This window comes from Amycolatopsis ultiminotia, assembly GCF_039536925.1.
Classification (GTDB): domain Bacteria; phylum Actinomycetota; class Actinomycetes; order Mycobacteriales; family Pseudonocardiaceae; genus Amycolatopsis; species Amycolatopsis ultiminotia.
In genome coordinates this window covers 178,639-201,398 of record NZ_BAAAZN010000005.1, presented here as the reverse complement: position 1 = coordinate 201,398, position 22,760 = coordinate 178,639, and the positions used below count along the sequence as shown (strand labels likewise).

Below are 22,760 nucleotides of genomic sequence, written 5' to 3'. Positions count from 1 at the left end.
GGTGCGGCGCGTGCACCGGGTCAGTTCGAGTGCCGGCGGGCGCTGGGATGCCGGAGGTGATCGCGCGCCACGATCTCGTCGGGTTCCAGCATGGTGATCATCTCCACGCCGGGGGCGCACACGCACACGACGAGGAACCGGCTCCAGATCGCCGGCTCCAGGTTCGCGGCCTGGTAGTGCACCACATCCCCGCCCGGCTCCCAGAACGCTTCGCCTGCCGAGATCTCGCGCGGGGCTTCGCCTTCGAGCTCGAAGAGGATCTTGCCTTCGAGGACGTAACCGAAAACGGGTCCGCTGTGGCGATGCGGCTGCACGCCCTCGTCGGCCGGTGGCAGCTCGATCAGCTGGGTCATCGCGTGTGCGCCGGCCGGGATGGGCGGCGGGGTGACGCTGAGGAGATCGGTGACTTTGGTGTTTCCGGCAGCCAGCATGGCCCTGACGCTAACCCAGTTTCGGACCGGGGCCTGGGTCCACTTGGCGCCCGGGAACGGGAACCACTCGGCCGGGGTGCGCTCACCGAACGACGCGGACCAGCGCGTCCAGCGCGCCCGACCACGTACTGGGTGAAGGCGTGGCGAACCCGATGACCGCGCCGTCGCGGTCCGAAGTGGATCCGGGGTGCCGGAAGCTGTCCAGTGGCTCGATCGCGAGTTGTTCGCGGGCCGCCCGGCGCGCGAGCTGGGCGCCGGTTCGACCGGGTTGTTCGAGCAGGACGTGCAGTCCGGCAGGCATTCCGGCCACCTGCGCGCCGGGCGAGTGCCGGCCGATCGTCTCGACCAGCTGCCGGCGTCGTCGGTGGTACTGCGCACGCATTGCACGGATGTGCCGGTCGTATGCTCCCGACTCGATGAATTCGGTCATCGCCAATTGGTTGACGAACCCGACGATCTCTTCGGTCTCCCCCTTTTCTGCGGCTATCGAGCCGACCAGATGATCCGGCAGGACGAGCCACCCCAGGCGCAGTCCCGGCGCCAGGGACTTGCTCGCGGTTCCCAGGTAGATCACATGGTCGTGATCCAGCCCCTGCAACGCGCCCACCGGAGACCGGTCGTAGCGGAACTCGCCGTCGTAGTCGTCTTCGATGACCAGCGTGCCGCGTCGGCGGGCCCAGTCGACGACTGCCGCGCGCCGGTCGGAGTGCAGTGCCACGCCCAACGGGAACTGGTGCGACGGCGTGAGCAGAACCGCTCCCGGGTTCGGTGCGGTATCGAGCGTGGAAACGTCGGCGCCGTCCGCGTCGATCGGGATCGGCACGGCGTCGATCCCGGCTTTCTGCAGTGCCTGGCGCTGGGTCTGGAGGCCGAACTCTTCGACCGCTATTTTCGTGACTCCGGCCCTCGCGAGCGCGGCGGCAACGAGCCGCAGGCCTTCCGCCGCCCCGCTGCACACGATGACGTTGTCGGCCCGTGCGTGCAGTCCCCTGGCGCGGGCGAGATAGCGGGCGAGCGCATCACGCAGTTCACTCCTGCCGAGCGGATCGGTGTATCCGAAGGCCTCGAACGGTGCGGTGCCGACCGTCCGCTTCACCGCGCGAATCCACTCGTCCCGTGGGAAGGACGACAGATCCGGACGTCCGGGACGCAGATCGTGCACCGGCGGCGGGTGCGCACCAGCCGGCCGCCGTCGTGGTCGTTCGCCCGCCAGCTCCGCCGCACGCTGCGACACTTCGGTGCCGGAACCGTGCCGCCCGGTGAGCCATCCTTCGCTGATCAGCTCCGAGTAGGCGCGTACGACGGTGTTCCTGCCCAGTTCGAGGTCGGCAGCCAGCACCCGGCTCGAGGGCAACCGCGTCCCCGGTGCCAGCCGGCCGGTACGGATCGCCTCACGGAAGGCATCCATGAGCCCGGCGCGAACGTCCCGGCCGATGTCGCCCAGGTGCAGGTCGAGGCCGGCCGCCCGGGTACCGGGCCGCACTTGATCAGTCACATCGCAGCACGATACGGGACGTCCCTGCTGGTCAGCAGGGATGTCGAGGTGGTGCGCCGCCGGTGGCCCGAACTCCGGCCCCGGCAACAGAAAGCCCACGGGCCCGACCGCGGTGATCTTGAAACACGGTGCAATTGCAGGGCTTCCACCCGCGCGTGGTTCGACCTCCGCTCGTCGCGACCCTAGAAGGCGTCCTGTTCGGGGAGCAGGACGAGCTTGCCCCGGGGGTGGCCGGACATGCTGAGCGCGACGGCGGCCCGCCACTCATGGAGTGGGCAGGTGCGCGCGATCGGGATGCGGAACGCGCCGTCGGCTGCGAGCGAGGCGTAGTGGGGCAGGAACGTCGTGGCCGGTGCTGGGTCGATGGACTCGTCGAGGTTGACGCGTGCGCCGAGTCGTCTCGCCTCGTCGTGGTTGCTGATGGTCATGACTCGGCGCGGGTCCCCGGCGATGGCGACGAGTTCGGGGATGGACCCCGCCTTCGGCGGCGGAGCGTCGAATACGAGGTCGACCGGGCCACCGGCGAGCTCGCGCACCCGATCAGCCATCCCGGTGCGGTAAGAAGTGACCTGAGCGCCCAACGCGCTGAGCTCCTTGGCGTAGGTGGGGCCGGCGGTGGCGATCACCCGTGCGCCGCGTCGAAGGGCGATCTGAACGGCGGCGAACCCGACCGTCGCACCGGCGCCGTTGACCAGCAACGTGGTTCCGGCCTCGACGCCCATCGCATCGAGGGTCCAGGTGGCGGTTTGGACGGCCATCGGCAAGACGGCAGCCCGGACCGGATCGAGCCCGTCGGGCACGCGGTACCAGCTGTCGAGAATCGCGACGTCGGCGGCGCCGGCGCTCGGCTGCCCGAGGAAGTCCGCCGTTCCGAACACGAGGTCTCCGATCGCGACGTCGTCGACGTGCGCACCCACCGCGTCGACCACCCCGGCGACGTCGTAGCCGATGCCGCGCGGCAAGCTGCCCGGCAGGAATCCACGGCAGAGTTCCCAGTCGGCCGGGTTGAGCCCGGTCGCGGCCACCCGTACGCGGACGCGGCCGGCCGTGGGATCGGCAATCTCGACATGCTCCTCGCGTAGTACGTCGGCCGGTTCGCCGTAGTCGTGAAAGCGGATTGCAGTTGCCGGAACGGGGCTCATCGGTTCTCCTTGCACCCGGACGTATCGTCAGTCACTGACTATACCACGTTACGTCAGTCGCTGACACTACGTATTCTGTGCGCACGCCCTCGCCGCACCCCTGGTGGGAGCGCGAGATCGGTCGAAGGCTCCTGCGCGCGGGACGGCCGGAGTCAGCTGACCGGGCTGCGGCGTTCGAGCAAGACGGTGTCGTGCCAGGTGCCGTCGCGTTGGGCGATGCGTTCGCGGATGCCGACGGTGCGGTAGCCGGCGGAGTGGTGGAGGGCGAGGCTGGCGCGGTTGTCGGTGAAGACCGAGGTTTGCAGGGTCCAGATGTCGGCTTCGTCGGCGGCCGTGACTTGCCTGCGCAGCAGTGCTTTGCCGACGCCGCGGCCGCGGTGGCTTTCGGCGACGTAGACCGATGTCTCGGCGACACCGGCGTAGCAGTCCCGTGTGGACACGGGGCCGGCGGCGGTCCAGCCGACGACCTGGCCGTCGGCTTCGGCGATCCAGCGGTGCCCAGGCAGCCACTTCGCGTCGAGGCTCGCGCGGGTGGGCACGGTGGTTTCGAAGGTCGCAGTGCCGGTGGCCAGCCCCTCGGCGTAGATGCGGCGCACGGCGGCCCAGTCGCCGGCTTCAAGGGCGCGGACGGTGACGTCGCCGGGCACGTCCTCTGGGCAGCAAGGGCGGGGGCCGAGCAGGCCCATGACGGCATCGGCCGCGTGCGGGAGCCCGGAGCAGCAAGCCTCGTTCACGGTGACGACGGTCGCCGTGCCTGCCTTCGTCAGGCGCACGAATCCGACGTCTGCCAGCCGGCGCACGTGGTGTGAGGTCGTGGACTGGCTGGTGCCGAGGATCTCGGTGAGCGCGCCGACGGTGAGACCGCGCGGGGTGGTCGCCACCGCGTGCAGCAGCCGCACGCGCACGGGCTCGGCCAGGCAGGCAAACCACTCGGCGTAGGTGGTGGCGTCCGTGGTGGGCAAGACCTGGGCCCGGGGCAGCGCGATCGGCATGTCCGTCAGTGTATCGATCCGAATCGATGCTTGCATCCATCGATGTCGGTCGATACTGTCTGATCGAGTTAATCGAGCGGGATCGATGGAGGTATGGGGGATGAGCGAATACCCGGTCGTGGTCGTCGGTGCAGGCCCGGTGGGGCTGGCGGCCGCAGCGCAGCTGCGGGAGCGGGACCTGGAGCCACTGGTCCTGGAACGGGGTGCGCAGGCGGGTGCGGCGGTCGCGGAGTGGAACCACGTCCGGTTGTTCTCGTCGTGGTCGGAGCTGGTCGACCCGGCCGCGGGCCGGCTGCTGGAGCCGGCGGGCTGGGTGCGCCCGGACGGCAGCGGGTATCCGACCGGGCGGGAGTGGGCCGAGTCCTATTTGCAGCCGCTCGCGGACGTTCTGGGCGAGCGAGTGCGATTCGGTGCGGAGGTTGTGGGTGTCGCGCGCCGGGGCCGGGACCGGGTGGTCGACAGCGGCCGTGACGCCGAGCCGTTCTCCGTGCACATCCGGCGCGTCGACGGCTCCGAGGAACGCATCTTCGCGCGGGCGGTGATCGACGCGTCCGGCACCTGGGCCGGCCCGAATCCGCTTGGCGGGGAAGGACTCCCGGCCATCGGCGAGGCCGCGGCGGCGGACCGGATCACGTACCGGGTGCCGGATCTCGCCGACGCAGCGACGCGGGCCCGGTATGCGGGCCGGCACATCGTGGTGGCCGGCAGCGGACATTCGGCGCTCACGGCGCTGGTGGCGCTGTCCGGGCCGGCCCAGCAGGACCCCTCGACGCGGATCAGCTGGGTGCTGCGGCGCGGCGGGCTCGGGAACACCTTCGGTGGCGGTGACGCCGACCAGCTGCCGGCCCGCGGCGCGCTGGGAAGGCGCGCGCGAGCCGCGGTGGAGGAGGGGCTGATCACCGTCCTGACCGGGTTCCGCACCGAGTCCGTCGAGCGCGACGTCGCAGGGCGGCTGACGCTGGTGTCGGCGGCCGGACAGCGACTTGAGGACGTGGACCGGATCGTGTCGCTGACCGGATTCCGTCCACAGCTGGCCTGGCTCTCGGAGATCCGGCTGGAGCTGGACCCGACGTTGCAGGCGCCGGTGCAGCTGGCCCCGTTGGTGGATCCGAACGTGCACTCGTGCGGCACCGTCCGCCCGCACGGCGCGAAGGAACTCGCACACCCGGAACGGGATTTCTACCTGGCAGGGATGAAGAGCTACGGCCGCGCTCCGACGTTCCTCGCCCGGACCGGTTACGAGCAGGTCCGCAGCATCGCCGCCGAACTGGCCGGGGACCACGAGGCCGCGGCGAGGGTGGAGCTGATCCTGGCCGAGACCGGGGTGTGCGGGGGCGCCGGCCTGTTCGACGAGCAGGGTTCCGGCGCCAGTGGCTGCTGCGGTCCCGCGGCTGTGCGGGAGGAGCTGACGCTGTCGGCGCCGCCCGCACACCGGAACTGAGCGGTGCGTTTGCCGGACAGCGGGTAGCCACGCGGAGAGTCGTCTGGCACGAAAAGCTCGGGCCTGGGAAGACGGCCATACGTCAGCTTCGCGGTCACCGGGCCGGAAGGCCGGCGCGACCCACGACCGGCTGCACACCCGGCCTACGTCTCAATACCCAGCCGTAGTTCGTGGTCCTCCTGCGCCATCAGGAATGTCGCCACCGCGTCTTGTACCTGTGGTGCGGCTGGTGTGGCGCAGTGCCCGAGCCCGGGGATGCGCACGAGCCGGCCGGTCGGCAACGCCGCGGCCAGTTCGTCGGGTGGCCCGGCGATGGGGTCGTCCTCGCCGACGACGAGCAGTACCTGCGCCTCGATGCGCTGCAGGGCCGCGTGGTCCAACAGCCGTGTCGGTCGGCGGATCACCGCGGCCAGCGCGTGCGGATCGTTGCCTGAGGTCCGCGCTTCGGTCATCAGGGTGCGGAACTCCTCCGGTGCCCCGTCGGGTGTGCCGTCCAGCAGCGCGGTCGCGATCAGCTCGGCGTTTTCCGGCGCGAAGGCGTTGTGCCCCACCCCGAGGATCACCAGCCGTCGGAACCGGCCGGGGGCATCGGCGGCGAGCCGGAGGAGCAGCTTCCCGCCAAGCGAGAAGCCGACCGCGTCCAGCGGCCGCCGCGACGGCAGCGTGGCGGACAGCTGCTCGGCGAGGTCGGCGTAGTCGCCCGGATCGTGTGAAGCGCGGCCGGGCCCGTGCCCGGGAAGGTCGACCGCGACGACCGTCCGGCCCGCGTCGACGAGCGCGGACTCCAGCAATGAGCCACGCCAGGTACGGGCGGCGGAGCCACCCCAGCCGTGGGTCAGCACGACGGGAGGCAAGCCCGGCCGATCGTCGTGCGGGCGGTTCATCGTGGCTGCCGCAGCATGACCGAGTCCGTGGCCTCGTCGAGGAAGACCGCTTCCAGGCGCCGGTGGGCGATCAGCAGCTCCGTGCCGGACCGGACGAATCGGTCCGTCACGTCGCACACGGCCTGCGGGGAGCGAAGGGGCAGTGGCGCAGTTCCGGTTCCGGCGTAGAGGACGAGGCCGTACGCCGCCTCCCACGAATCACTGGAGGTATCCCTGATCAGCAGGTTCGTCACCAGATGCCGGGACAGGCGGGCACCGGCGGCCTGGCGGGCCGCGTAGCCCGCGGCGATCTCCGCACGACCGGTCATGGTTCGTGCGGGCATCTCGCACACGCCGTCGGGCGTGAAGAACTCTTCACCGCCGAGCCCGGCTTCCCGGTCGGCGTTGTGCCAGCTGCGCAGCACGAGATCGGCGGCGATCACGTTCGGATCGGACATGGTCTGGTTGCCTTTCGACGAGGACGCACCGGCGTGCGGCGCGAGTGCGGACCGGGCTCCGCCGCGGCGTTGCGCACACCGTCGGCGCACTCGGTCTGGGGGATCGCCAACGCCCGCTCCGCCGTGCCGCGGTAGTCGGCGATGCCGATCGGGGCGTGCTCCATGTCGAGGTTCACGAAGTCGCCGCCGGCCAGTGCGAGCAGGTCGACCACGTCCGGGTGGGCGAGCTTCACCCACGTGCCGAGCGCGCACCGGCCGAACCGAGTGCGGACAACCACCATGCCGGCTGCCTCAGGAGCCCTGTGTCATGAAGGTCTGCGGCATGTTGTCGGCCCAGCCGTTCATGATCACGCCGAGCTCGTCGGGGCCGAACTCGCGGATGAACGACTCGGAGTCGTCGAACTCGCCCATGCCCGAGCTGAACTCGTTCCGGTTCCCGGTCGGGTCGAACGCGTAGGCGAACAGGTTCGTGCCGAACCCCGTGGTGTCTCGGGGCCGCGAGGCCATGTGCCGGCCCGGTCCGAACTCCCAGCTGTGCCCCGTCTCGGCCAGCCGGTCGGACAACCGGTAGTAGTGGTTGCCGTCCTCGACCGCGAAGGCGATGTGGTGCAGCCGGTCGGCGGGCCGCTGCGCGGCCATGTAGGCGAGGTCGTGGTCCATTCTGGTTGCGCGCAGCCAGGATGCGGCCCATTTGCCGGCGGTGACCAGTGCCAGCGACTGTTTGAAACCCAGCACGACGTTCATGAACTCGGAGAACTCACGCGGGTCGGTCTCGCCGAGCAGGTTGATGTGGTCGATGTCGGTCGGCCGGTAGGTGCCGTCGGACGCGGTCTCGGTCGTCCCGGCGCGGCGGTTGCCGTCGGCGACCACGAACTCCATCCGGTGGCCGGAGGGCAGGTCCAGGCCGAGGACCTCGTCGTGTCCAGGACGGTCCGGGTTGCGGTAGCGCTGGTACCCGACGCCGTTGGCGTCGAGCCGGCTCACGATCTCGTCGAGGTCGTCGGTGTGGTCGACGCCGAATGCGAAGCTCTCCAGGCTCTGCCCGCCCGCGATCAACGTTACGTCGACGGCGGTGCCCGAGCAGGCCAGCAAGGCCCGCTCCGGGTTCTTGTCCAGTACCGTCAGGCCGAGAACGCCCTCGTACCAGTCGAGGGATTCAGCCAGCTCCCGGACGCGGACGGCGGCGTGATCGATGCGGTTGATCGCCATTGCTGTCGTTCCTCCTCATTCGTGGCGGGGTGCCGCGGGGTAGCCGGCGGCTTCGAGAACCCAGCCCTCCTGCGCCGAGAAGTCCGCTCGCGGAGGGCAGAAGATGTCCCGGGATGGGAGTGCGGGGACAGCGCGCTGGTGCTGACTATGCTCCGTCTCAGCGGGCCGGGAGGCTGGTCCGGCGGCTTCCGGGTGGGGGCCGCCGTCTCGAACGCTAGGCGTGGTGGATCCGGTGTGGACCCCACGTGGCCCCATGGGAATTCGGCCCACCCGGGGGTGGCGGACGCTCTGGTTTGTGCCAGGGTGCGATCGCTGAACGGGAGGTCGGGAGACGTATGGCAGGGCCGGACGTCGCTTCCGGGCCACGCACGACGGGTGCCGCCGACCGGCCCGTCCGTAGCGCAGCCGAGGCCGATCTCGTCGAGCGGAGCGAGCAGCTCTCGGCGCTGACCCGGGTGCTCGACGAGGGGCTGGCCGGGGCCGGGCGGCTCGCGGTCGTCGAGGGTCCGGCCGGGATCGGGAAGACGCGTCTGCTCGGCGAGGTCCGGCACCTGCTGGGCACCCGGGACGTGGACGTCCTCGACGCCTGCGGCGGAGAGCTCGAGCAGGGTTACGCACTGGGGTTGGTCCTGCGGCTGCTGGAGCGCCGGCTCGCGCAGGCCGCCGAGGAGGAACGCGTCGGCATCTTCCGCGGGCAGGCCCGGCTGCTCGCGGAGATATTCACCGGTACCCGTGGTGAGGGCTCGGCGGAGTTGAACGACGAGTTCGCGCTCGTGCACGGCCTCTACTGGCTGATGGTCAACCTGAGCGAACGCCGTCCGGTCGTGATGATCGTCGACGACGCGCAGTGGGCCGACGCCCCGTCGCTGCGCTTCCTGGCCTACCTGGCGCAGCGGCTCCGGGGCCTGCCGGTCGTGCTCCTGATGGCCGTCCGCAGCGGCGAGCCGGCCAGTGACGGGCCGGAGATCTCCCGCATGCTCCTGCAGGCCGACGTGTCGGTGACGCTGCAGGGCTTGACCGTCGACGGGGTCCGTGCCGTGCTGTCGGCCACCCTGCCGCCGAAAACCCTGCCGCCGGACACGGACCTCGACGTGCTGGCCCGCGACACCTGGTCGGCGACCCGGGGCAACCCGTTCATGGTGCACGAGCTCGCCGCCGCGGCGCGCAACGGAGAGCGGTCCGCGACGGCCGTCGGTGCCGCGCCGGCCAGCGTCGCCCGCGCCACCATGTTGCGGATCTCCGCACTCGGCGAGGCCGCGGTCGCGATGGCCAGAGCCGTCGCCGTACTCGGCGGCTCCGCGACACTGACGACATCGGCCCATGTCGCCGGGCTTTCGCACGAGGAAGCGTTGCGAGCCGCCGAGCAGCTGGCCGCGGTGGAGATCTTCACCGCGGGACCGGAGCCGGCGTTCCACCATCCGTTGACCTATTCGGCGGTCTATTCGAAGATCGCCGCCGACCAACGGGCCCGAGCCCACCTCGACGCGGCGCGACTGCTGCACGACTCCCGCGCCGACCCCGAGGACGTCGCACTCCACCTGATGCGGAGCATCCCGGTCACCGACCGGTGGTCCCAGACGGTCCTGCGGGCCGCGGCGCGCAGAGCCGCGAGCAAGGGCGCCCCCGGTGCGGCGGTGGGGTTCCTGCGCAGGGCGCTGGAATGGTCGGGCGACGACGACGTCGACGCCGGTCTGTTGATCGAGCTCGGCACCATGGAGGCCGCAGCGGGGGAGACCGATTCGGTGCGGCATCTGGAACGTGCGCACCTCATCGCCCAGCCGCACGATCGGGCCGGCGCGAGGTATGCGCTGGCTCAGACGCTGTTTCGCTACGGACGGCCGGCCGAGGCGTTCACCGTCTTCCGCCGGGGCGCCGACGAGTTCGCCGACCACGACCGGGACCTGCGGCTGCGTTTCGTGGCCGGCTGTCTTGCCTCGGCGGCCTACCAGCTCACCGAGATCCACCGCGGGGACGCGGTCGCTCTCGGGCAACGGCTCGCCGCGGAGTTCGACGGTGCAGCGCAGTCCACCCCGGCCGAGCGTCTGCTGATGCTGCACCTCGCCCTGTTCCGCGCGATGTCCGAACCGGACCCGAAGGTGGTCGAGCAGACGGTGGTGGCGCTGGGGGACAGCGTCCAGCTCTGGCGGGACACCTCCGACGGGATGGCGCTGAGCCACGCGGTGCTGACCCTCACCTGGTGCGCGGCCCCGTCGGAGGCGGTCGTGGTCGCGGACACGGTGCTGGCCGAGGCCCGCAGGCGCGGCGACGCGCTGGTCTTCGCGGAGGTGTCCCTGACCCGCGGCCTCGCGATGTATGCCCGGGGCCGGGTGAGCGATGCGATGGCCGACGCGCAGGCGGCCGTGACCGGTATGAGCCGGGGATGGAACGCGACGGTCCCGGCACCGCAGGGCCTGCTCGCCTACTGCCATCTCGATCGCGGCGAGACGGACGAGGCCGGCCGGGTGCTCACCATGGCCGAGCCGTACCTGCGCGACACCAACGGCTCGGGGCTGAACGTGTGGTTCTACCTGGCGCGCGGCCGGCTGGCACTGGCCCGCCAGGACCTCCACCGCGCCCAGGACGACTTCCGGCTGGTGGGACGGCTCCTCGAGGCACACGGTTTCGGCAACCCCGGCTTCGCGTTGGTGTCCTGGCGCTCGCTGGCGGCGCTGGCCGCACACGAGCTGGGACAGGTCGACGAGGCCGATCGGCTCGTGCAGCGGGAGATCGAACTGGCCACCCGGTTGGGGCTGCCGACCGTGCTGGGTGTCGCCCTGCGGTGCCGGGCGCTGATCGCGCCGGGCGGGGTCGACCTGGAGCTTCTCCGGCGTTCGGCCGAGGTGCTCGACCATCGGGAGGCCTCGCAGCTGGAACTGGCCGCCAGCCTGATGGAGCTGGGCAGCGCGATGCGCCGCGCGGGCCGCCGCCGTGAGTGCCGGGACGTGCTCAAGCGGGCACTCGCTCTGGCTCACCAGGCGGGCGCGCTGGCAGTCGAGGCGCGGGTGCACGCGGAGCTGCTCGCGGCGGGGGCCCGCCCGCGACGACCGATGATCGACGGACCTGCCGCCCTGACTCCGAGCGAGCGGCGTATTGCCGATCTCCTGGCGGAAGGTGTGACGGCCCGGCAGGTGGCCGAGTCCCTCTACCTGACGATCAACACCGTCGAATGGCATCGGCGCAACGTCTACCGCAAGTTGGGTGTGACGTCTCGGGAGGCGCTCGCGGACGCCCTCACCGCCAGTGCGGACGACGTCTCCCGCTGAGGCGGCAACCTGATCGGCACGGGCCGGTCTGCGCTCACCCCGGCCCGGATCGGCGCGGCTGCCCCCGGGTGGACCGAATCCCCATGGGTCCGGATGGGTGCCGCCCCGGGGCCGCGGCTTCTAGCGTTTCGGATGGCGCCGCTCAGCCGAGTCGCCGGTCCGGACGGGCCAGCCGCCGGACCCTGCCGCAGGAGGAGACATGGGAGCAGAAGTGACGAAGGGGTTCCTGGAGATCGACGGCGCGTCGATCTATTACGAGCGACGGGGTGCGGGCCCCGCGCTGTTGCTCATTCCGGGCGGCGGCGGTGCTGCGGACCAGTACGCGCTGGTGGCGGACGAGCTGGCGCGTGACTACACCGTGCTGAGCATGGATCGGCGCGGCAACGCACGCAGCAAGTGGCGTACGCCGGTGCGCGAGTTCAGGCTGCAGGAGCATGCCTCGGATGCGGTCGCGGTGATCCATGCGAACGGCTTCGAGTCGGCGACGGTGTTCGGGAGCAGTGGCGGCGCCGCGATCACCCTGGCGATGATCGCCGCGTTCCCGCGGGTGGTGAACCGGGCGATCGCGCACGAGCCCCCGATCATCAGCGGGCTGCCCAACCGCTCGGAGATCTTCGATTGGTTCGATCACCTCGAGGCGCTGGGAGTCGAGGGGAAGCCGCAGCAGGCCCAGGACGAGTTCATCGAGGCCTGCGGGCTGACCGATTCGATGGCCCCCGATGCCGGCAACTCGGACCTGGCACCGCTGATCGAACACTGGGGTGACGGTGTCCCGTACTTCGTGAACGAGGAAATGCAGGGGTTCACCTACTTCCGTCCGGACTATCCGCGGTTGATCGCGTCGGACGTTCCGCTACAGGTCGCCATCGGCCAGGAGAGCGCCAACATGCACGGACCGGACAAGCCGGTGTTCTACGCGCTCGCCGCGCAGCGCGTCGCCGCACGCATCGGCGCGCCGACCGTCGAGTTCCCCGGTAACCACCTCCCGTTCCTGGTCGACCCGAAGACTTTCGTGAAAACACTCCGCGACGTGTTGAGCCGTCCGGCGGCCTGAGGCCGAAGCGGTGCCCCGACGGCAGGTGTCCGCCCGCTCGACGGCGGCCAACGGGATCGCCGGCGTGCGGTCTCCGGCCACACGCCTCGCTCGTGGCCGCCACCCGAGCCGGGGACCTCCGGCGCCGGAGCGTGCGCAGCTCTGCCGAAGACCGCGCCGGAACACCGAGAAAGTCGTTGAGCGCTGCACGGCCGACCAACGAAGGCGGAAAGTCACGTGCGTTCGAGACCTCGCCGACCGGTCCCCGCTCGGGAGATTCCAGGTCGTTCTGATCGCCGTCGGCGGAATCCTCGACATGGTCGACGGTTTCGACATCCTGGTGCTGTCGTTCGCGGCCTCCGGGGTCGCTGGACAATGGACGCTGACCGGCTCCGAGACCGGCCTGCCGCTCAGCTCGGGGCCGGCGGGCATGGCGGTGGGCTCGGCATCCGTCGCCCCTCTCGCCGACCGGATCGGGCGCCGTCCGCTGACCGTTGCCTGCCTCGAGCTGTCGACCGTCGGGATGGTCACGCGCCTTCCCGTACTGCTTGCCGAGTACTCGCCGCGGCGCAAGCGCGGCACCGTCATCGCCCGCTATTCGATGGGCCTGCCGCTTGGCGGTGTGCTGGGTGGTGCGATCGCCGCGCTGCCGGCCGCCGAGTTCGGCTGGCGGGGGCGGTTCGTGGCCGGCGCAGTGATCACGGCACTGATGCTGCTCTGGCTCGCGTTCCTCGCCATGATGGCCGGCTTCTGCTTCGCGTCGAGCTGGATGCCGCGGTTGCCGGAGCAGCAGCGGGCTCTCGGCGCAGCAGGGCCTCAGCGGTGGGGTGCTGCTCAACCTCGGGGGAGTGGTTGCCACCCTGGACTTCAGTCTGCTTGCCCTGATCACCTCCAGCCGTGTGCTGACGCTGTGCGCATTAGCCGCCGGCGGCGCGGCCGGCCTTTACGCCCTGACCCCGACCCGTGGTGAGTGCCTGCCCCTCGTCGGACAACCGGAGGAAACATCATGAGCGACGTGAGCGACGTGGCGACCGTCGTCCTGCGAGAGCGACAGGGCCGCGACCGGGGCTGGTGGGACCGGATGCACGAATGCATCCATCCCCGCGCGGTCATCCGGCTCTCCTGGTTCCGGGGCACCGGCGAAGACTTCGTGCGCGAATCCGAGACGATGGCCACCCGCGGACAGCGGGCCACCCACCGTCTGTCCCCGCCCGTCGTCTCGCTGCACGGCACCAGGGCTGTCGTGGAGATGCCCGCGAGCATCGAATTCCGTGACGTCATCGGCGGGGTGGAAGCCGACCTGGCCTCCCACACCCGCCTCGTCTACCGGCTCGAGAAGGACAACACCGGGTGGCAGGTGGTCACCCTCGACTGCATCTACGAGCGGGACAGCCTGACCCCGACGATGCCCGGTGAGACACCTCGAGTCGACCGGGACGAGCTGGCCGGCTTCCGCGAGCCCTACCGTTTCATCGGCTACTACCTCGCCTCCTCCGGCTACGACATCCCGGACGACCTCTACGCAGACGATCGCCCCGACGAGGTCGAGGCGCTGTACCGCCGGTCCTTCGACTGGCTTCGGGAGCAGACCGGCCACGACGGCTGACCCGACGACCGCACTGTCCGTGCAGATCGCCGGGGCCGTCGCCCGAACGTCATCGAACCGACCTCGCAGAGCCAGCCCGGTCGATACTGCTTCCCGGCAGCCGCGCCGATAAGACCGCACGTGAGTACTCGCCGGTCGACGGCAGAACGCCGCAGTCGACACCATCCTTTTCGCCCTGCCGCGGACGGTGTCCGGCAGCAGCCGGGACCGGCCGATCAACCCGACCTCACTCATTCTGTCCAGTACCGCGCGGTGAAGACGGAACCCCCGCCCTTGCCCAGATCACGAACGCGGCGAATACCACCTCGTCACCGACATTCCGCATCCCACCACCATGTCGGACACGGTCTTAACGCGTGTCTCATTTGGATACCCAACGGGTGCGCCCGGCGGCATCAGCCGCCCGGGTTCGGGACCGCGCATCGCCGGTTTGCCGAATGAGACCGCCAAGCCAACCGTGCTCTGCGCGCGGTTCGAGAGGCAGGGGCACTTCCACCCGGCATTGCCGGGGCGGCGGCACCGCGCTGTCGGTGAGGCGGCCGCCCCGGCGACTGCGCGAGCCCGGCCTGAGTGTCACCGAGGATCCGGCTCGGTCGAGACGGTGGTCTCGAGCGGTCCGTGCAGACTGCGTAGCGCGAGATCGACGAAGCGCTGGGAGGCCACCTTCTCCTGGCCCGGAGAATTCACGACGACGCCTGCGTTGGCTTTGAGGATCAAGAACACGTCCTCGAGTGAGATGTCGTCACGCAGTTGTCCTGCTTCCATCGCGCGGGTGGCCAGGTTGGTGAAGACTTCGGTGATCGGCTGTCCGATCGCCGGGTCCGAGGTCTCGGCGAGAACCTGCGCCAGCGATGCCGCCAGGCCCGGGGCGTTCGCCTGCTGAGCGCAGCAGGCACGGATTGGAGCTGTGAACGCTTTCCACGGGTCGGCGTTCTCCTCGACGCGGGGGATGAGTTCCTCGAAGTGTTCGAGCTGCTCGCGGACCACTTCGGCGATGAGTGCCTCCTTGGTGGGGAAGCGGCGTTGCGCGGTGGCGAAGCCAACGCCGGCTCGTCGGGCGATCTCGGCCATGGAGACGCCGATCCCCTCCTCGGCGAACGCTGCACGCGCGGCATCGACCACTGCGACGCGGTTACGCTCCGCGTCCGCCCGAAGTCCGGGCGTGCTGTCATTCATCACTCCTCCTCGTGAACTGGTGAACGCACTCCACATGATACCTTGGGCGATAAGTGGATAGCCTTCACCACATCCGCTGGGTTCGCGACCGACATCGAAAGGATTGGCATGGCACGGCTCCTCGACCGCCTCGGGCGCTTCGGCGCGCGCCGAGCATGGACAGTGGTCCTGGCCTGGCTGGTGATCCTCGCCGCGATGGTCGGCGCGCTGACCGCTTTCGGCGGGTCCCTGACCAACGGCGTGTCCATTCCCGGAACCGAGACGGAGCGGGTCACCCAGCAGTTGGAGAAGTCGTTTCCGGAGCTGACTGGAGGGACCGGGCAGGTCGTGTTCTCCAGCGACCACGGCGCGTTCACCAAGGACCAGCAGGCCGCCATCGGCCGGCAACTCTCGGGCGTCGGGAAGCTGGATGGAGTCAAGGGAGCCATGTCGCCCTTCGCCCCGCCCACCCCGCAGACGGTGTCCGAGGACCAGACCGTCGCCGTCGGCACGATCATGTTCGACGCCGACACCTACGACATTCCCGAGCGCGTCCACCAGGACGTCGTCGACGCTCTCGAACACGCGGACATCCCGGGCGTCGACGTGTCCTACTCCTCGACGATCGCTATGCAGAACGGGGGGCTTCTCGGCGCGACCGAAGTGATCGGCGTCCTCATCGCCGTGCTCGTGCTGGTCGTGATGATGCGTGCGCTCCTGCCGGCCATGATCCCCCTGATCGGCGCGCTCGTCGGCGTCGGCGTCGCGGTGGCCGGATCGATGGCCTTCTCCGGGGTGATTGACATGAGCGAAACCACCCCGCTGCTCGGGGTGATGCTCGGGCTGGCCGTCGGCATCGACTACGCCCTGTTCATCGTCAACCGGCACCGTCGTCAGCTCGCAGCCGGAACCGATCTGCACACATCGATCGGGCGGGCCAACGGCACCGCAGGCACCGCCGTCGTCTTCGCCGGGACCACAGTGGTCATCGCGCTGCTCGCCCTGAACGTGGTCGGGATCCCCTTCCTCGGCGTCATGGGTACCGTCGGTGCCCTCGGCGTCGCCATCGCGGTGCTCGTGGCGATCACCCTCACCCCCGCCCTCCTCGGCCTCATCGGACCCCGAGTCCTGGGACGAGGTTCGCGCCGACAACACGAGGACGCGGAGAGTGCACGTCGGCCGATGCGCACCGGCCGGGCGATCGCGATCGCGCTCGTGTCCGTCCTTGCTCTCGCCGCACTCGCGATCCCGGCTTTCGCCATGCGCCTCGGACTGCCCGACGGATCCGCCGAACCCGTCGATTCCCCGCAGTATCGGGCACAGGAGCTCATCGGCCAGAAGTTCGGGGCCGGGACGAACGGGCCACTGCTCGTCCTCGCCGACCTCCCGGCTCCTGTCGACAAGAGCACAGCCGCCCAGACGCAGCAGCAGCTGACCGGCACGCTCATGAAACAGGACGACGTGGCCGGGGCAGCGCCACTGGCGGTGTCCGAAGACGGCACGAGCCTGGTCTTCCAGGTGATCCCGGACGATGGCCCCAACAGTCAGTCCACCGAAAGGCTCGTGCATTCGCTGCGCGCGCTCTCGCCACTCGACGGCGGCATCCATCTGGGCGTGGCCGGCCAGACATCGGGCAACATCGATGTGTCGACGAAACTCGCCGACGCCCTGCCCATCTATCTGGCTGTGGTCGTCGGACTCTCGCTGCTCATCCTCATCGTCGTCTTCCGCTCCCTGCTGCTCCCGTTGATCGCCACCGCCGGATACGTCCTCTCACTGGGCGCCGCGCTCGGTGCGCTCACCGCGATCTTCCAATGGGGCTGGCTCTCCTCGATCTTCGGCGTGCACGACCCGGGGCCGGTGCTCAGCTTCGGCCCGATCCTCCTCATGGGCGTCCTGTTCGGCCTGGCCATGGACTACCAGATCTTCCTCGCCACCGGCATGCGCGAGGCCTACGCGCACGGAACCTCCGCTCGGGCGGCAGTCACCGCCGGGGTGCGCAACGGACGCGGCGTGGTCACCGCCGCGGCCATCATCATGACCGCCGTGTTCGGCGGATTCGTCTTCTCCGACCTGGCACTCATCCGCCCGATCGGATTCGGCCTGGCGATCGGCGTGCTCTTCGACGCGTTCATCGTCCGCATGCTGCTCGTTCCCGCCATCATGACCTTCCTCGGCGAGGCCGCATGGTGGTTACCCGGCTGGGCGAACCGGCTTCTGCCTCACATCGACGTCGAGGGTTCCGCCCTGAAAGACACCGCACCGGCTGTGTCCTCGACCGCGAAGGGTTAGTCCCCGCCGGGACCCCCCCGACGCACCGCGCGTTCAACAACGACACCAAGCAAAGGAAGAGCCATGGCAACCATGCGCGCAGCCCTCTACGACAGTTACGGCGGCCCGGACGTGCTCTACGAAGGAACCTTGCCGATACCCGAGGTCGGCGACGACGACGTCCTCGTCCGCGTCGCGGCCACCACCGTCAACGGCGGTGAGCTGCTGATGCGGTCCGGACGCCTCAAACTCATCACCGGCTCGAAGTTCCCCCTCCCGCTGGGCATCGACTTCGTGGGTACCGCCACGAAGATCGGCAGCAAGGTCAGCAACGTCGCCGTCGGCGACCCCGTCTGGGGGATGGTCGAAGAACGCCGTGGCCTCGGAGCCAACGCCGAATACGCGATCGCCACCAGTAATCACCTCGCCTCGGCTCCTACGAATCTGACTCCTGTCGAAGCAGCCGGCCTTCTCGTCGGAGGTACCACCGCACTGACCGGGCTGCGCGACAAGACCAACCTGCAATCAGGTGAACGCCTCCTCGTCCGCGGCGCCGCCGGCGGGGTCGGCACCATGGCCGTCCAACTCGGCAAACACCTCGGCGCGCACGTCACCGCCCTTGCCAAGGAGGAACAAATCGAGGCACTGCGCGACCTCGGCGCAGACGATGTTCTCGACTACCGCACCACCAAACCGGACCAGGTCGGCAAGTACGACGTCATCTTCGATACCAAAGGCACCCAGCTGCCGGCCTTCCGACGGCAACTACGCCCAGGCGGCCGCATGGTCGCCATCGCCTTCGACATCACCCGCCTCGTCTCCAGCCTCGGCTACATCGGTCTTTCGAGCATCCACGGCAGCGGGCGCGTCCGCTTCTTCCGCGGAAAGCCCACCAGGCCGCTCTTCGAGCAGCTCACGCGACTCGCCGAAACCAGCGCCCTGCGCCCGGTCGTCGACAGCACCTACCGACTCGACCAGATAAGCTCCGCCCACGCAGCACTCGAAGCCGGCGGCATGTTCGGCAAAGCGGTCATCGACCTCAGCTGAGCGGCGCCAGTCTCAGGACAGCGGAGGCGAATACGACACGGCAGTGGCCCAGGCCTATTTCTACGCTGAGGCGGGGGTTCGGACGGTCATCACCCGCGCGGCGGCGGGCCAGTGGGGCACCGCGATCGCCGCGGCCGCGGCCCGGTTCGGACCGGACTGCATGGTGCCCGGCAGCTACGACCGAAAGCCCGGCCGGCGGATCGCGATGGAACTGCTCGGCGCGGATGTGCGGCGTGGCACCGAAACCGCGCCAGGACGCTCGACCGCGCTGAGCGATGTGATCGAACACGCCGGGCGGACCAAGACAGCGTGGTGGATCTTCGGAGGCAGTGAACCCTTCGCCATCCTGCACTCGACCGTAATCGGCCAGGAAACCCGTGCGCAGTTGCGAATGCTGGGCGAGGACCGGAAGCCATTGTTGATCGGCTACCTCGGCAGCGGCAAGGACGTCGAGGGCCTTGGCCTGCTGTATCTGGCCGAAGGTGGCAGCGTTCGGCTCCTCGCCGCCGAATCGACGTTCTGCCCGATTCCGCTATAACGCCACGGATCGGGCCGGGCGCAGCGCATCGGCGAAGATGTACACGCTGGGCAGCGCGTTCGCCGGTGCGCCCATCCCCAGGCGGAGAGCATGCGGTACCACGCGGCGCCGAAGCTGGCGTTGCCGAGCGGTCGCGCCGGTGACTGGGCTGGAGGCTGAGCACCCGCCTGCCTCGCGATCATTGCGTCCGGCCGGATTCCAACGATGATTCGGCCCACTCGCGCGTGGTTGACTGCCGGGTCCGGGTCGCTGCAGATCTCGCCGAGGTGGTGGTGCCCTGCGACAGCACAGAGGTCGCCTGGCATTCCCGCTGCTGGGCCGATCATCAGAGCAGCACCGACCCGGCTCGATGCGGCCGCAGCGGCCCGGATGCGCAGAGTTCGCCGCCTGTTCGCGGTCCCCCCCCGATACGAGCGTTAAGCACCGGGCCTTGGCTGGCTACGACCCCCGGTTCGGTCTCGCTGGCCGCGACGAGGAGATTGCCCGATGACCACCGCGAAAACGACCGCGAAGGCCAGCGGCCGCAACGGCGAGGCCAGATCGCGCAACTCACCCGCGCGCTGAAGGTCCCGCCGCTGGGTCAGGCAGAGCGGCTGCCCGAACGGCCCCCGGGCCGAATCCTGAACGATGATGTGGTGTTCCTCGGCCCGCTTCCTCGGCCCGCCCGGGACCGGGAAGACGCACCTTCCGATCGGGCTCGGGATGCGGCGTGTCGCACTCAACCAGGCCGGGTCAACCTTGCGACATTCCCCCGCTTCATGTCCTCCGCCACGGGTCGCCCCGGTCGAAGACGTTCGGCCTGCAGCTAGCCGGTCGCCGCCTGAACGCGGCGAATGCCGGCTTGTCGCATGCTTGTCCAGGACAACCACATGATCGGCGACATCTTCTGGAGCACAACGTGCGCCCTAGCTGAATTGAGGTCAGGTCCCGCACCAGGATTGCTCCAGTTGCTGAAAGCCAACTGAAGCTATCGGAGGCAAACCCAAGATCCGGAGCACGAAAAAACCGCCCAACCAAAACCTTCGGATCCGGCGAGCGGTGTTTCGTCACGGTGGAGCTTACGAGGCCTTACTCGAACACGGACTGCGAGGCGGAGCCTCGCCCGCGGGGGTCTGGGGGTCGTCCCCCAGAAGACACTGCGGAACGCAAAAGGCTCGCGCTCTTTGCGAGCACGAGCCTCCGATGCGTGGAGCTAAGGGGATTCGAACCCCTGACCCCCTCACTGCCAGTGAGGTGCGCTACCAGCTGCGCCATAGCCCCGGAGCGGAGGTGGGCTCCGCGTCTCGTAGGGAACACAGTACACCCCGCGTTGGGGTGGGTTCTGGTGGGGTCTGCTCTCTGGTGGTGGGGGGCGCTTGCCTAGGTCGAGGCGGTTTTCATGACTTATTTTTAGCTTTGTATTGACTCTGCGTGTGGTCGCCGTTACGTTTTTCGGCGGTTGTGGTGCTGGGGTCCATGCCTGCCACGCCGCGTCTTGCTGGGTTGTGCCTTGTCGTTCCTGCTCGGTGGGTGCCGTGCTGTGGCGGAGGTGGTTTCGGTGCGACGTCGGACACGTAGGGTGTGCACGGCTGTTCTTTTCGTGTTGGTGGCGGTGGTGGTTTGTCCGCCGGTGGCGCGGGGTGCGGTCTTGTCCGGTCAGTGGTACGCGGTGCGGTCGGTGGCCAGTGGGAAGTGCCTTGGCGTGGGGGCCGCCGGTGGTGTGGCGAGCGCGCTGGTCCAGCAGTACACCTGTAACGGGACAAACGCGCAGAGCTGGCAATTCGATCATCTCGGCGGCGGCCACGTCCGGGTGCATTCTCGGCTCGACGGGGTCCTCGGCGCGGGGGTTGCGAACGGTTCTGGTGCCGATCGCGAAGCAGTGCGGGTGTCGTCTGACTCCGGTGGCTTTGACCAGCAGTGGCACGTGATCTCGGAGCCCTCCGGTGCGTACCGCGTCGTGGACCGTGACACCGGACGGTGTCTCGATGTGGCCGATGGCCCAGTCGTGACTGAGCACTCTCTTCGGCAGTACGCCTGTAATGGCTCCAGCGCTCAATCGTTCACACTGGCTCCTGTGGGTGGCGCTACTTCTCCGAAGGCCGCGGAGCCGGACCTCGGACCGAACGTCGTGATCTTCGATCCCTCGATGCCGAGCGAGAGTATCCAGCGCAGGCTGGACGAGATCTTCTCGAAGCAGGAGAAGAACCAGTTCGGCAGCGAGCGGTACGCGGTGCTGTTCAAACCCGGCACGTACGCCAACGACGTGAACGTCGGCTTCTACACCCAGGTGCTCGGTCTGGGCAGCACACCGGACGCGGTCACCATCAACGGCGCGGTGCACGTGGAGGCCGACTGGTTCCCGCCGAACAACGCGACCCAGAACTTCTGGCGCGGTGCGGAGAACTTGTCCGTGAACCCGGCAGGGGGCGCGGATCGCTGGGCGGTTTCGCAGGCCAGCCCGTACCGGCGGATGCACGTCCGCGGTGACCTGCAGCTCGACGACGGCGGCTGGTCCAGCGGCGGGTGGATGTCCGACACGAAGATCGACGGCCAGGTTCGCTCCGGCTCCCAGCAGCAGTGGATCTCGCGGGACTCCGAGTTCGGCAGCTGGGACGGCGCCAACTGGAACATGGTCTTCGTGGGAGTCGACGGTGCTCCGTCCGGCACTTTTCCCTCCCCGCCGTACACCACGGTCGACCGCACCCCGGTGGTACGGGAGAAGCCGTTCCTCCACGTCGACGACGCCGGGAACTACCAGGTCTTCGTGCCCGCGCTGCGCACCGGGACCTCCGGGGTGAGCTGGGCGAACGGCACCGCACCCGGCACATCGCTCCCGATCGACCGGTTCTACCTCGCGAAGCCGGGCGCGACCGCGGGTGAGCTCAACGCGGCGCTCGCGGCGGGCAAGAACCTGCTGTTCACCCCCGGCGTGTACCACCTCGACCGGACGGTGCACGTGACCCGGCCGGACACCGTGGTGCTCGGTCTCGGCATCCCGACCCTGGTCCCGGACGACGGGATCACCGCGATGGACGTGGACGACGTGGACGGGGTGAAGATCGCCGGTCTGCTCGTCGACGCCGGCACCACGAACTCGGACACCCTCATGCAGGTCGGGCAGCCCGGCTCGGACGCGAACCACGCCGCCGACCCGACGTCGCTGCACGACGTGTTCTTCCGGGTCGGTGGCGCGGCCGCAGGCAAGGCGACCACCAGCCTGGTGCTCAACAGCAACAACGTGATCGGTGATCACATGTGGATCTGGCGTGCCGATCACGGTGCCGACGGCGGTTACGTCGGGTGGGACACGAACACCGCGGACACCGGCCTGGTGGTGAACGGCGACGACGTGACGACCTACGGCCTGTTCGTCGAGCACTACCAGAAGACCCAGGTGGAGTGGAACGGCGAGGGCGGGCGCACCTACTTCTTCCAGAACGAGATGCCCTACGACGTCCCGGACCAGGCAGGCTGGATGAACGGCTCCACCGAGGGGTACTCCGCCTACCGGGTCGCTCCGGACGTGACCAGGCACGAGGCGTGGGGGCTGGGCAGCTACTGCTTCTTCAGCACCAACCCGTCGGTGGCCAGTGCGCACGCGTTCGAAGCGCCGGACGCGCCGGGTGTCCGGTTCCACGACATGGTGACGGTGTCGCTGAACAACCAGGGCACCATCACGCACGTGATCAACGATGCCGGCGAGCCGACCCCGGAAGGGACGAAGCCGGTCAACCTGGTGAGCTACCCGTAGCCGCCACTCGGACCACCGGTGCACGCCGTGGTGGCGGCCGCGGTGTGCACCGGTCCCCGAGGTCGCGGTCCGGGTACGCGCACAGG

19 protein-coding genes and 1 tRNA gene are annotated in these 22,760 nt (G+C 69.5%); 10 read left to right on the top strand and 10 right to left on the bottom strand.

What is annotated here, in order from left to right:
- Positions 1–20 precede the first annotated feature (20 nt).
- The 4 genes from ABD793_RS13925 to ABD793_RS13910 form a co-directional block, all read right to left on the bottom strand.
- Entirely contained in the window at positions 21–431 is a 411-nt protein-coding gene (locus tag ABD793_RS13925) for a cupin domain-containing protein (RefSeq protein ID WP_344859637.1), read from the bottom strand.
- Between the two features lie 82 nt (positions 432–513).
- Positions 514–1,926 carry a MocR-like pyridoxine biosynthesis transcription factor PdxR gene (pdxR, locus tag ABD793_RS13920; RefSeq protein ID WP_344859635.1) on the bottom strand — a complete coding sequence of 471 codons (1,413 nt, stop codon included), beginning with the start codon at positions 1,924–1,926 and terminating at the stop codon, positions 514–516.
- A 182-nt stretch (positions 1,927–2,108) separates the two neighbouring features.
- Positions 2,109–3,068 (bottom strand): NADP-dependent oxidoreductase, encoded by a 960-nt coding sequence (locus tag ABD793_RS13915; RefSeq protein WP_344859633.1) that lies wholly within the window; start codon positions 3,066–3,068, stop codon positions 2,109–2,111.
- 152 nt (positions 3,069–3,220) lie between these two features.
- Positions 3,221–4,060, bottom strand: a complete 840-nt coding sequence (locus ABD793_RS13910; RefSeq protein ID WP_344859631.1) for a helix-turn-helix domain-containing GNAT family N-acetyltransferase — start codon at positions 4,058–4,060, stop codon at positions 3,221–3,223.
- A 100-nt stretch (positions 4,061–4,160) separates the two neighbouring features.
- Between ABD793_RS13910 and ABD793_RS13905 the strand changes: the two genes are divergently transcribed.
- Positions 4,161–5,501, top strand: coding sequence for an NAD(P)-binding domain-containing protein (locus ABD793_RS13905; RefSeq protein ID WP_344859629.1), 1,341 nt, complete (start codon positions 4,161–4,163; stop codon positions 5,499–5,501).
- A gap of 143 nt (positions 5,502–5,644) precedes the next feature.
- Here ABD793_RS13905 and ABD793_RS13900 read toward each other — a convergent pair whose 3' ends face one another.
- The 4 genes from ABD793_RS13900 to ABD793_RS13885 are packed head-to-tail and all read right to left on the bottom strand — an operon-like array spanning position 5,645 to position 8,031.
- On the bottom strand, positions 5,645–6,385 hold the full coding sequence (locus tag ABD793_RS13900; protein ID WP_344859627.1) for an alpha/beta fold hydrolase: 741 nt from the start codon (positions 6,383–6,385) through the stop codon (positions 5,645–5,647).
- The gene (locus tag ABD793_RS13895; RefSeq protein ID WP_344859625.1) at positions 6,382–6,822 is read right to left on the bottom strand and encodes a nuclear transport factor 2 family protein; all 441 of its coding nucleotides are present in this window, start codon (positions 6,820–6,822) and stop codon (positions 6,382–6,384) included. Before ABD793_RS13895 ends, ABD793_RS13900 begins: the two co-directional genes overlap by 4 nt.
- Entirely contained in the window at positions 6,804–7,103 is a 300-nt protein-coding gene (locus tag ABD793_RS13890) for a hypothetical protein (protein ID WP_344859623.1), read from the bottom strand. The genes ABD793_RS13895 and ABD793_RS13890 overlap by 19 nt, the downstream gene beginning before the upstream one ends.
- Before the next feature lie 10 nt (positions 7,104–7,113).
- The gene (locus tag ABD793_RS13885; RefSeq protein ID WP_344859621.1) at positions 7,114–8,031 is read right to left on the bottom strand and encodes a VOC family protein; all 918 of its coding nucleotides are present in this window, start codon (positions 8,029–8,031) and stop codon (positions 7,114–7,116) included.
- Between the two features lie 335 nt (positions 8,032–8,366).
- Between ABD793_RS13885 and ABD793_RS13880 the strand changes: the two genes are divergently transcribed.
- The 4 genes from ABD793_RS13880 to ABD793_RS13865 all read left to right on the top strand — a co-directional run bounded on the left by ABD793_RS13880 (position 8,367) and on the right by ABD793_RS13865 (position 13,933).
- Positions 8,367–11,294, top strand: a complete 2,928-nt coding sequence (locus ABD793_RS13880; protein ID WP_344859619.1) for an ATP-binding protein — start codon at positions 8,367–8,369, stop codon at positions 11,292–11,294.
- Between the two features lie 199 nt (positions 11,295–11,493).
- A complete protein-coding gene (locus tag ABD793_RS13875; protein WP_344859616.1) occupies positions 11,494–12,348 on the top strand; it encodes an alpha/beta fold hydrolase in 855 nt (284 codons plus the stop codon).
- Positions 12,349–12,643: 295 nt separating this feature from the next.
- Entirely contained in the window at positions 12,644–13,297 is a 654-nt protein-coding gene (locus ABD793_RS13870; RefSeq protein ID WP_344859614.1) for an MFS transporter, read from the top strand.
- A gap of 36 nt (positions 13,298–13,333) precedes the next feature.
- Positions 13,334–13,933, top strand: a complete 600-nt coding sequence (locus tag ABD793_RS13865) for a nuclear transport factor 2 family protein (RefSeq protein ID WP_344859612.1) — start codon at positions 13,334–13,336, stop codon at positions 13,931–13,933.
- Positions 13,934–14,506: 573 nt separating this feature from the next.
- Here the strand turns inward: ABD793_RS13865 and ABD793_RS13860 are convergent.
- Positions 14,507–15,109: a TetR/AcrR family transcriptional regulator gene (locus ABD793_RS13860; protein ID WP_344859610.1), complete on the bottom strand. Its 603-nt coding sequence runs from the start codon at positions 15,107–15,109 to the stop codon at positions 14,507–14,509.
- 108 nt (positions 15,110–15,217) lie between these two features.
- On the opposite strand from ABD793_RS13860, the gene ABD793_RS13855 reads away from it, so the two are divergent.
- From ABD793_RS13855 to ABD793_RS42680, 4 genes are all read left to right on the top strand, one after another.
- Positions 15,218–17,380, top strand: coding sequence for an MMPL family transporter (locus ABD793_RS13855; RefSeq protein ID WP_344859607.1), 2,163 nt, complete (start codon positions 15,218–15,220; stop codon positions 17,378–17,380).
- Between the two features lie 63 nt (positions 17,381–17,443).
- A complete protein-coding gene (locus ABD793_RS13850) occupies positions 17,444–18,406 on the top strand; it encodes an NAD(P)-dependent alcohol dehydrogenase (protein ID WP_344859605.1) in 963 nt (320 codons plus the stop codon).
- Positions 18,407–18,449: 43 nt separating this feature from the next.
- Entirely contained in the window at positions 18,450–18,944 is a 495-nt protein-coding gene (locus ABD793_RS13845; protein ID WP_344859603.1) for a pyridoxal-phosphate dependent enzyme, read from the top strand.
- A gap of 143 nt (positions 18,945–19,087) precedes the next feature.
- Complete coding sequence (locus ABD793_RS42680; protein WP_425548708.1) at positions 19,088–19,753, top strand: Mu transposase domain-containing protein; 666 nt, start codon at positions 19,088–19,090, stop codon at positions 19,751–19,753.
- 378 nt (positions 19,754–20,131) lie between these two features.
- On the opposite strand, the gene ABD793_RS13840 is transcribed toward ABD793_RS42680, so the two are convergent.
- Positions 20,132–20,204 (bottom strand) — tRNA-Ala (locus ABD793_RS13840).
- Positions 20,205–20,502: 298 nt separating this feature from the next.
- Here ABD793_RS13840 and ABD793_RS13835 point away from each other — a divergent pair.
- Complete coding sequence (locus ABD793_RS13835) at positions 20,503–22,674, top strand: RICIN domain-containing protein (protein ID WP_425548701.1); 2,172 nt, start codon at positions 20,503–20,505, stop codon at positions 22,672–22,674.
- The last annotated feature ends 86 nt before the right edge of the window (positions 22,675–22,760 follow it).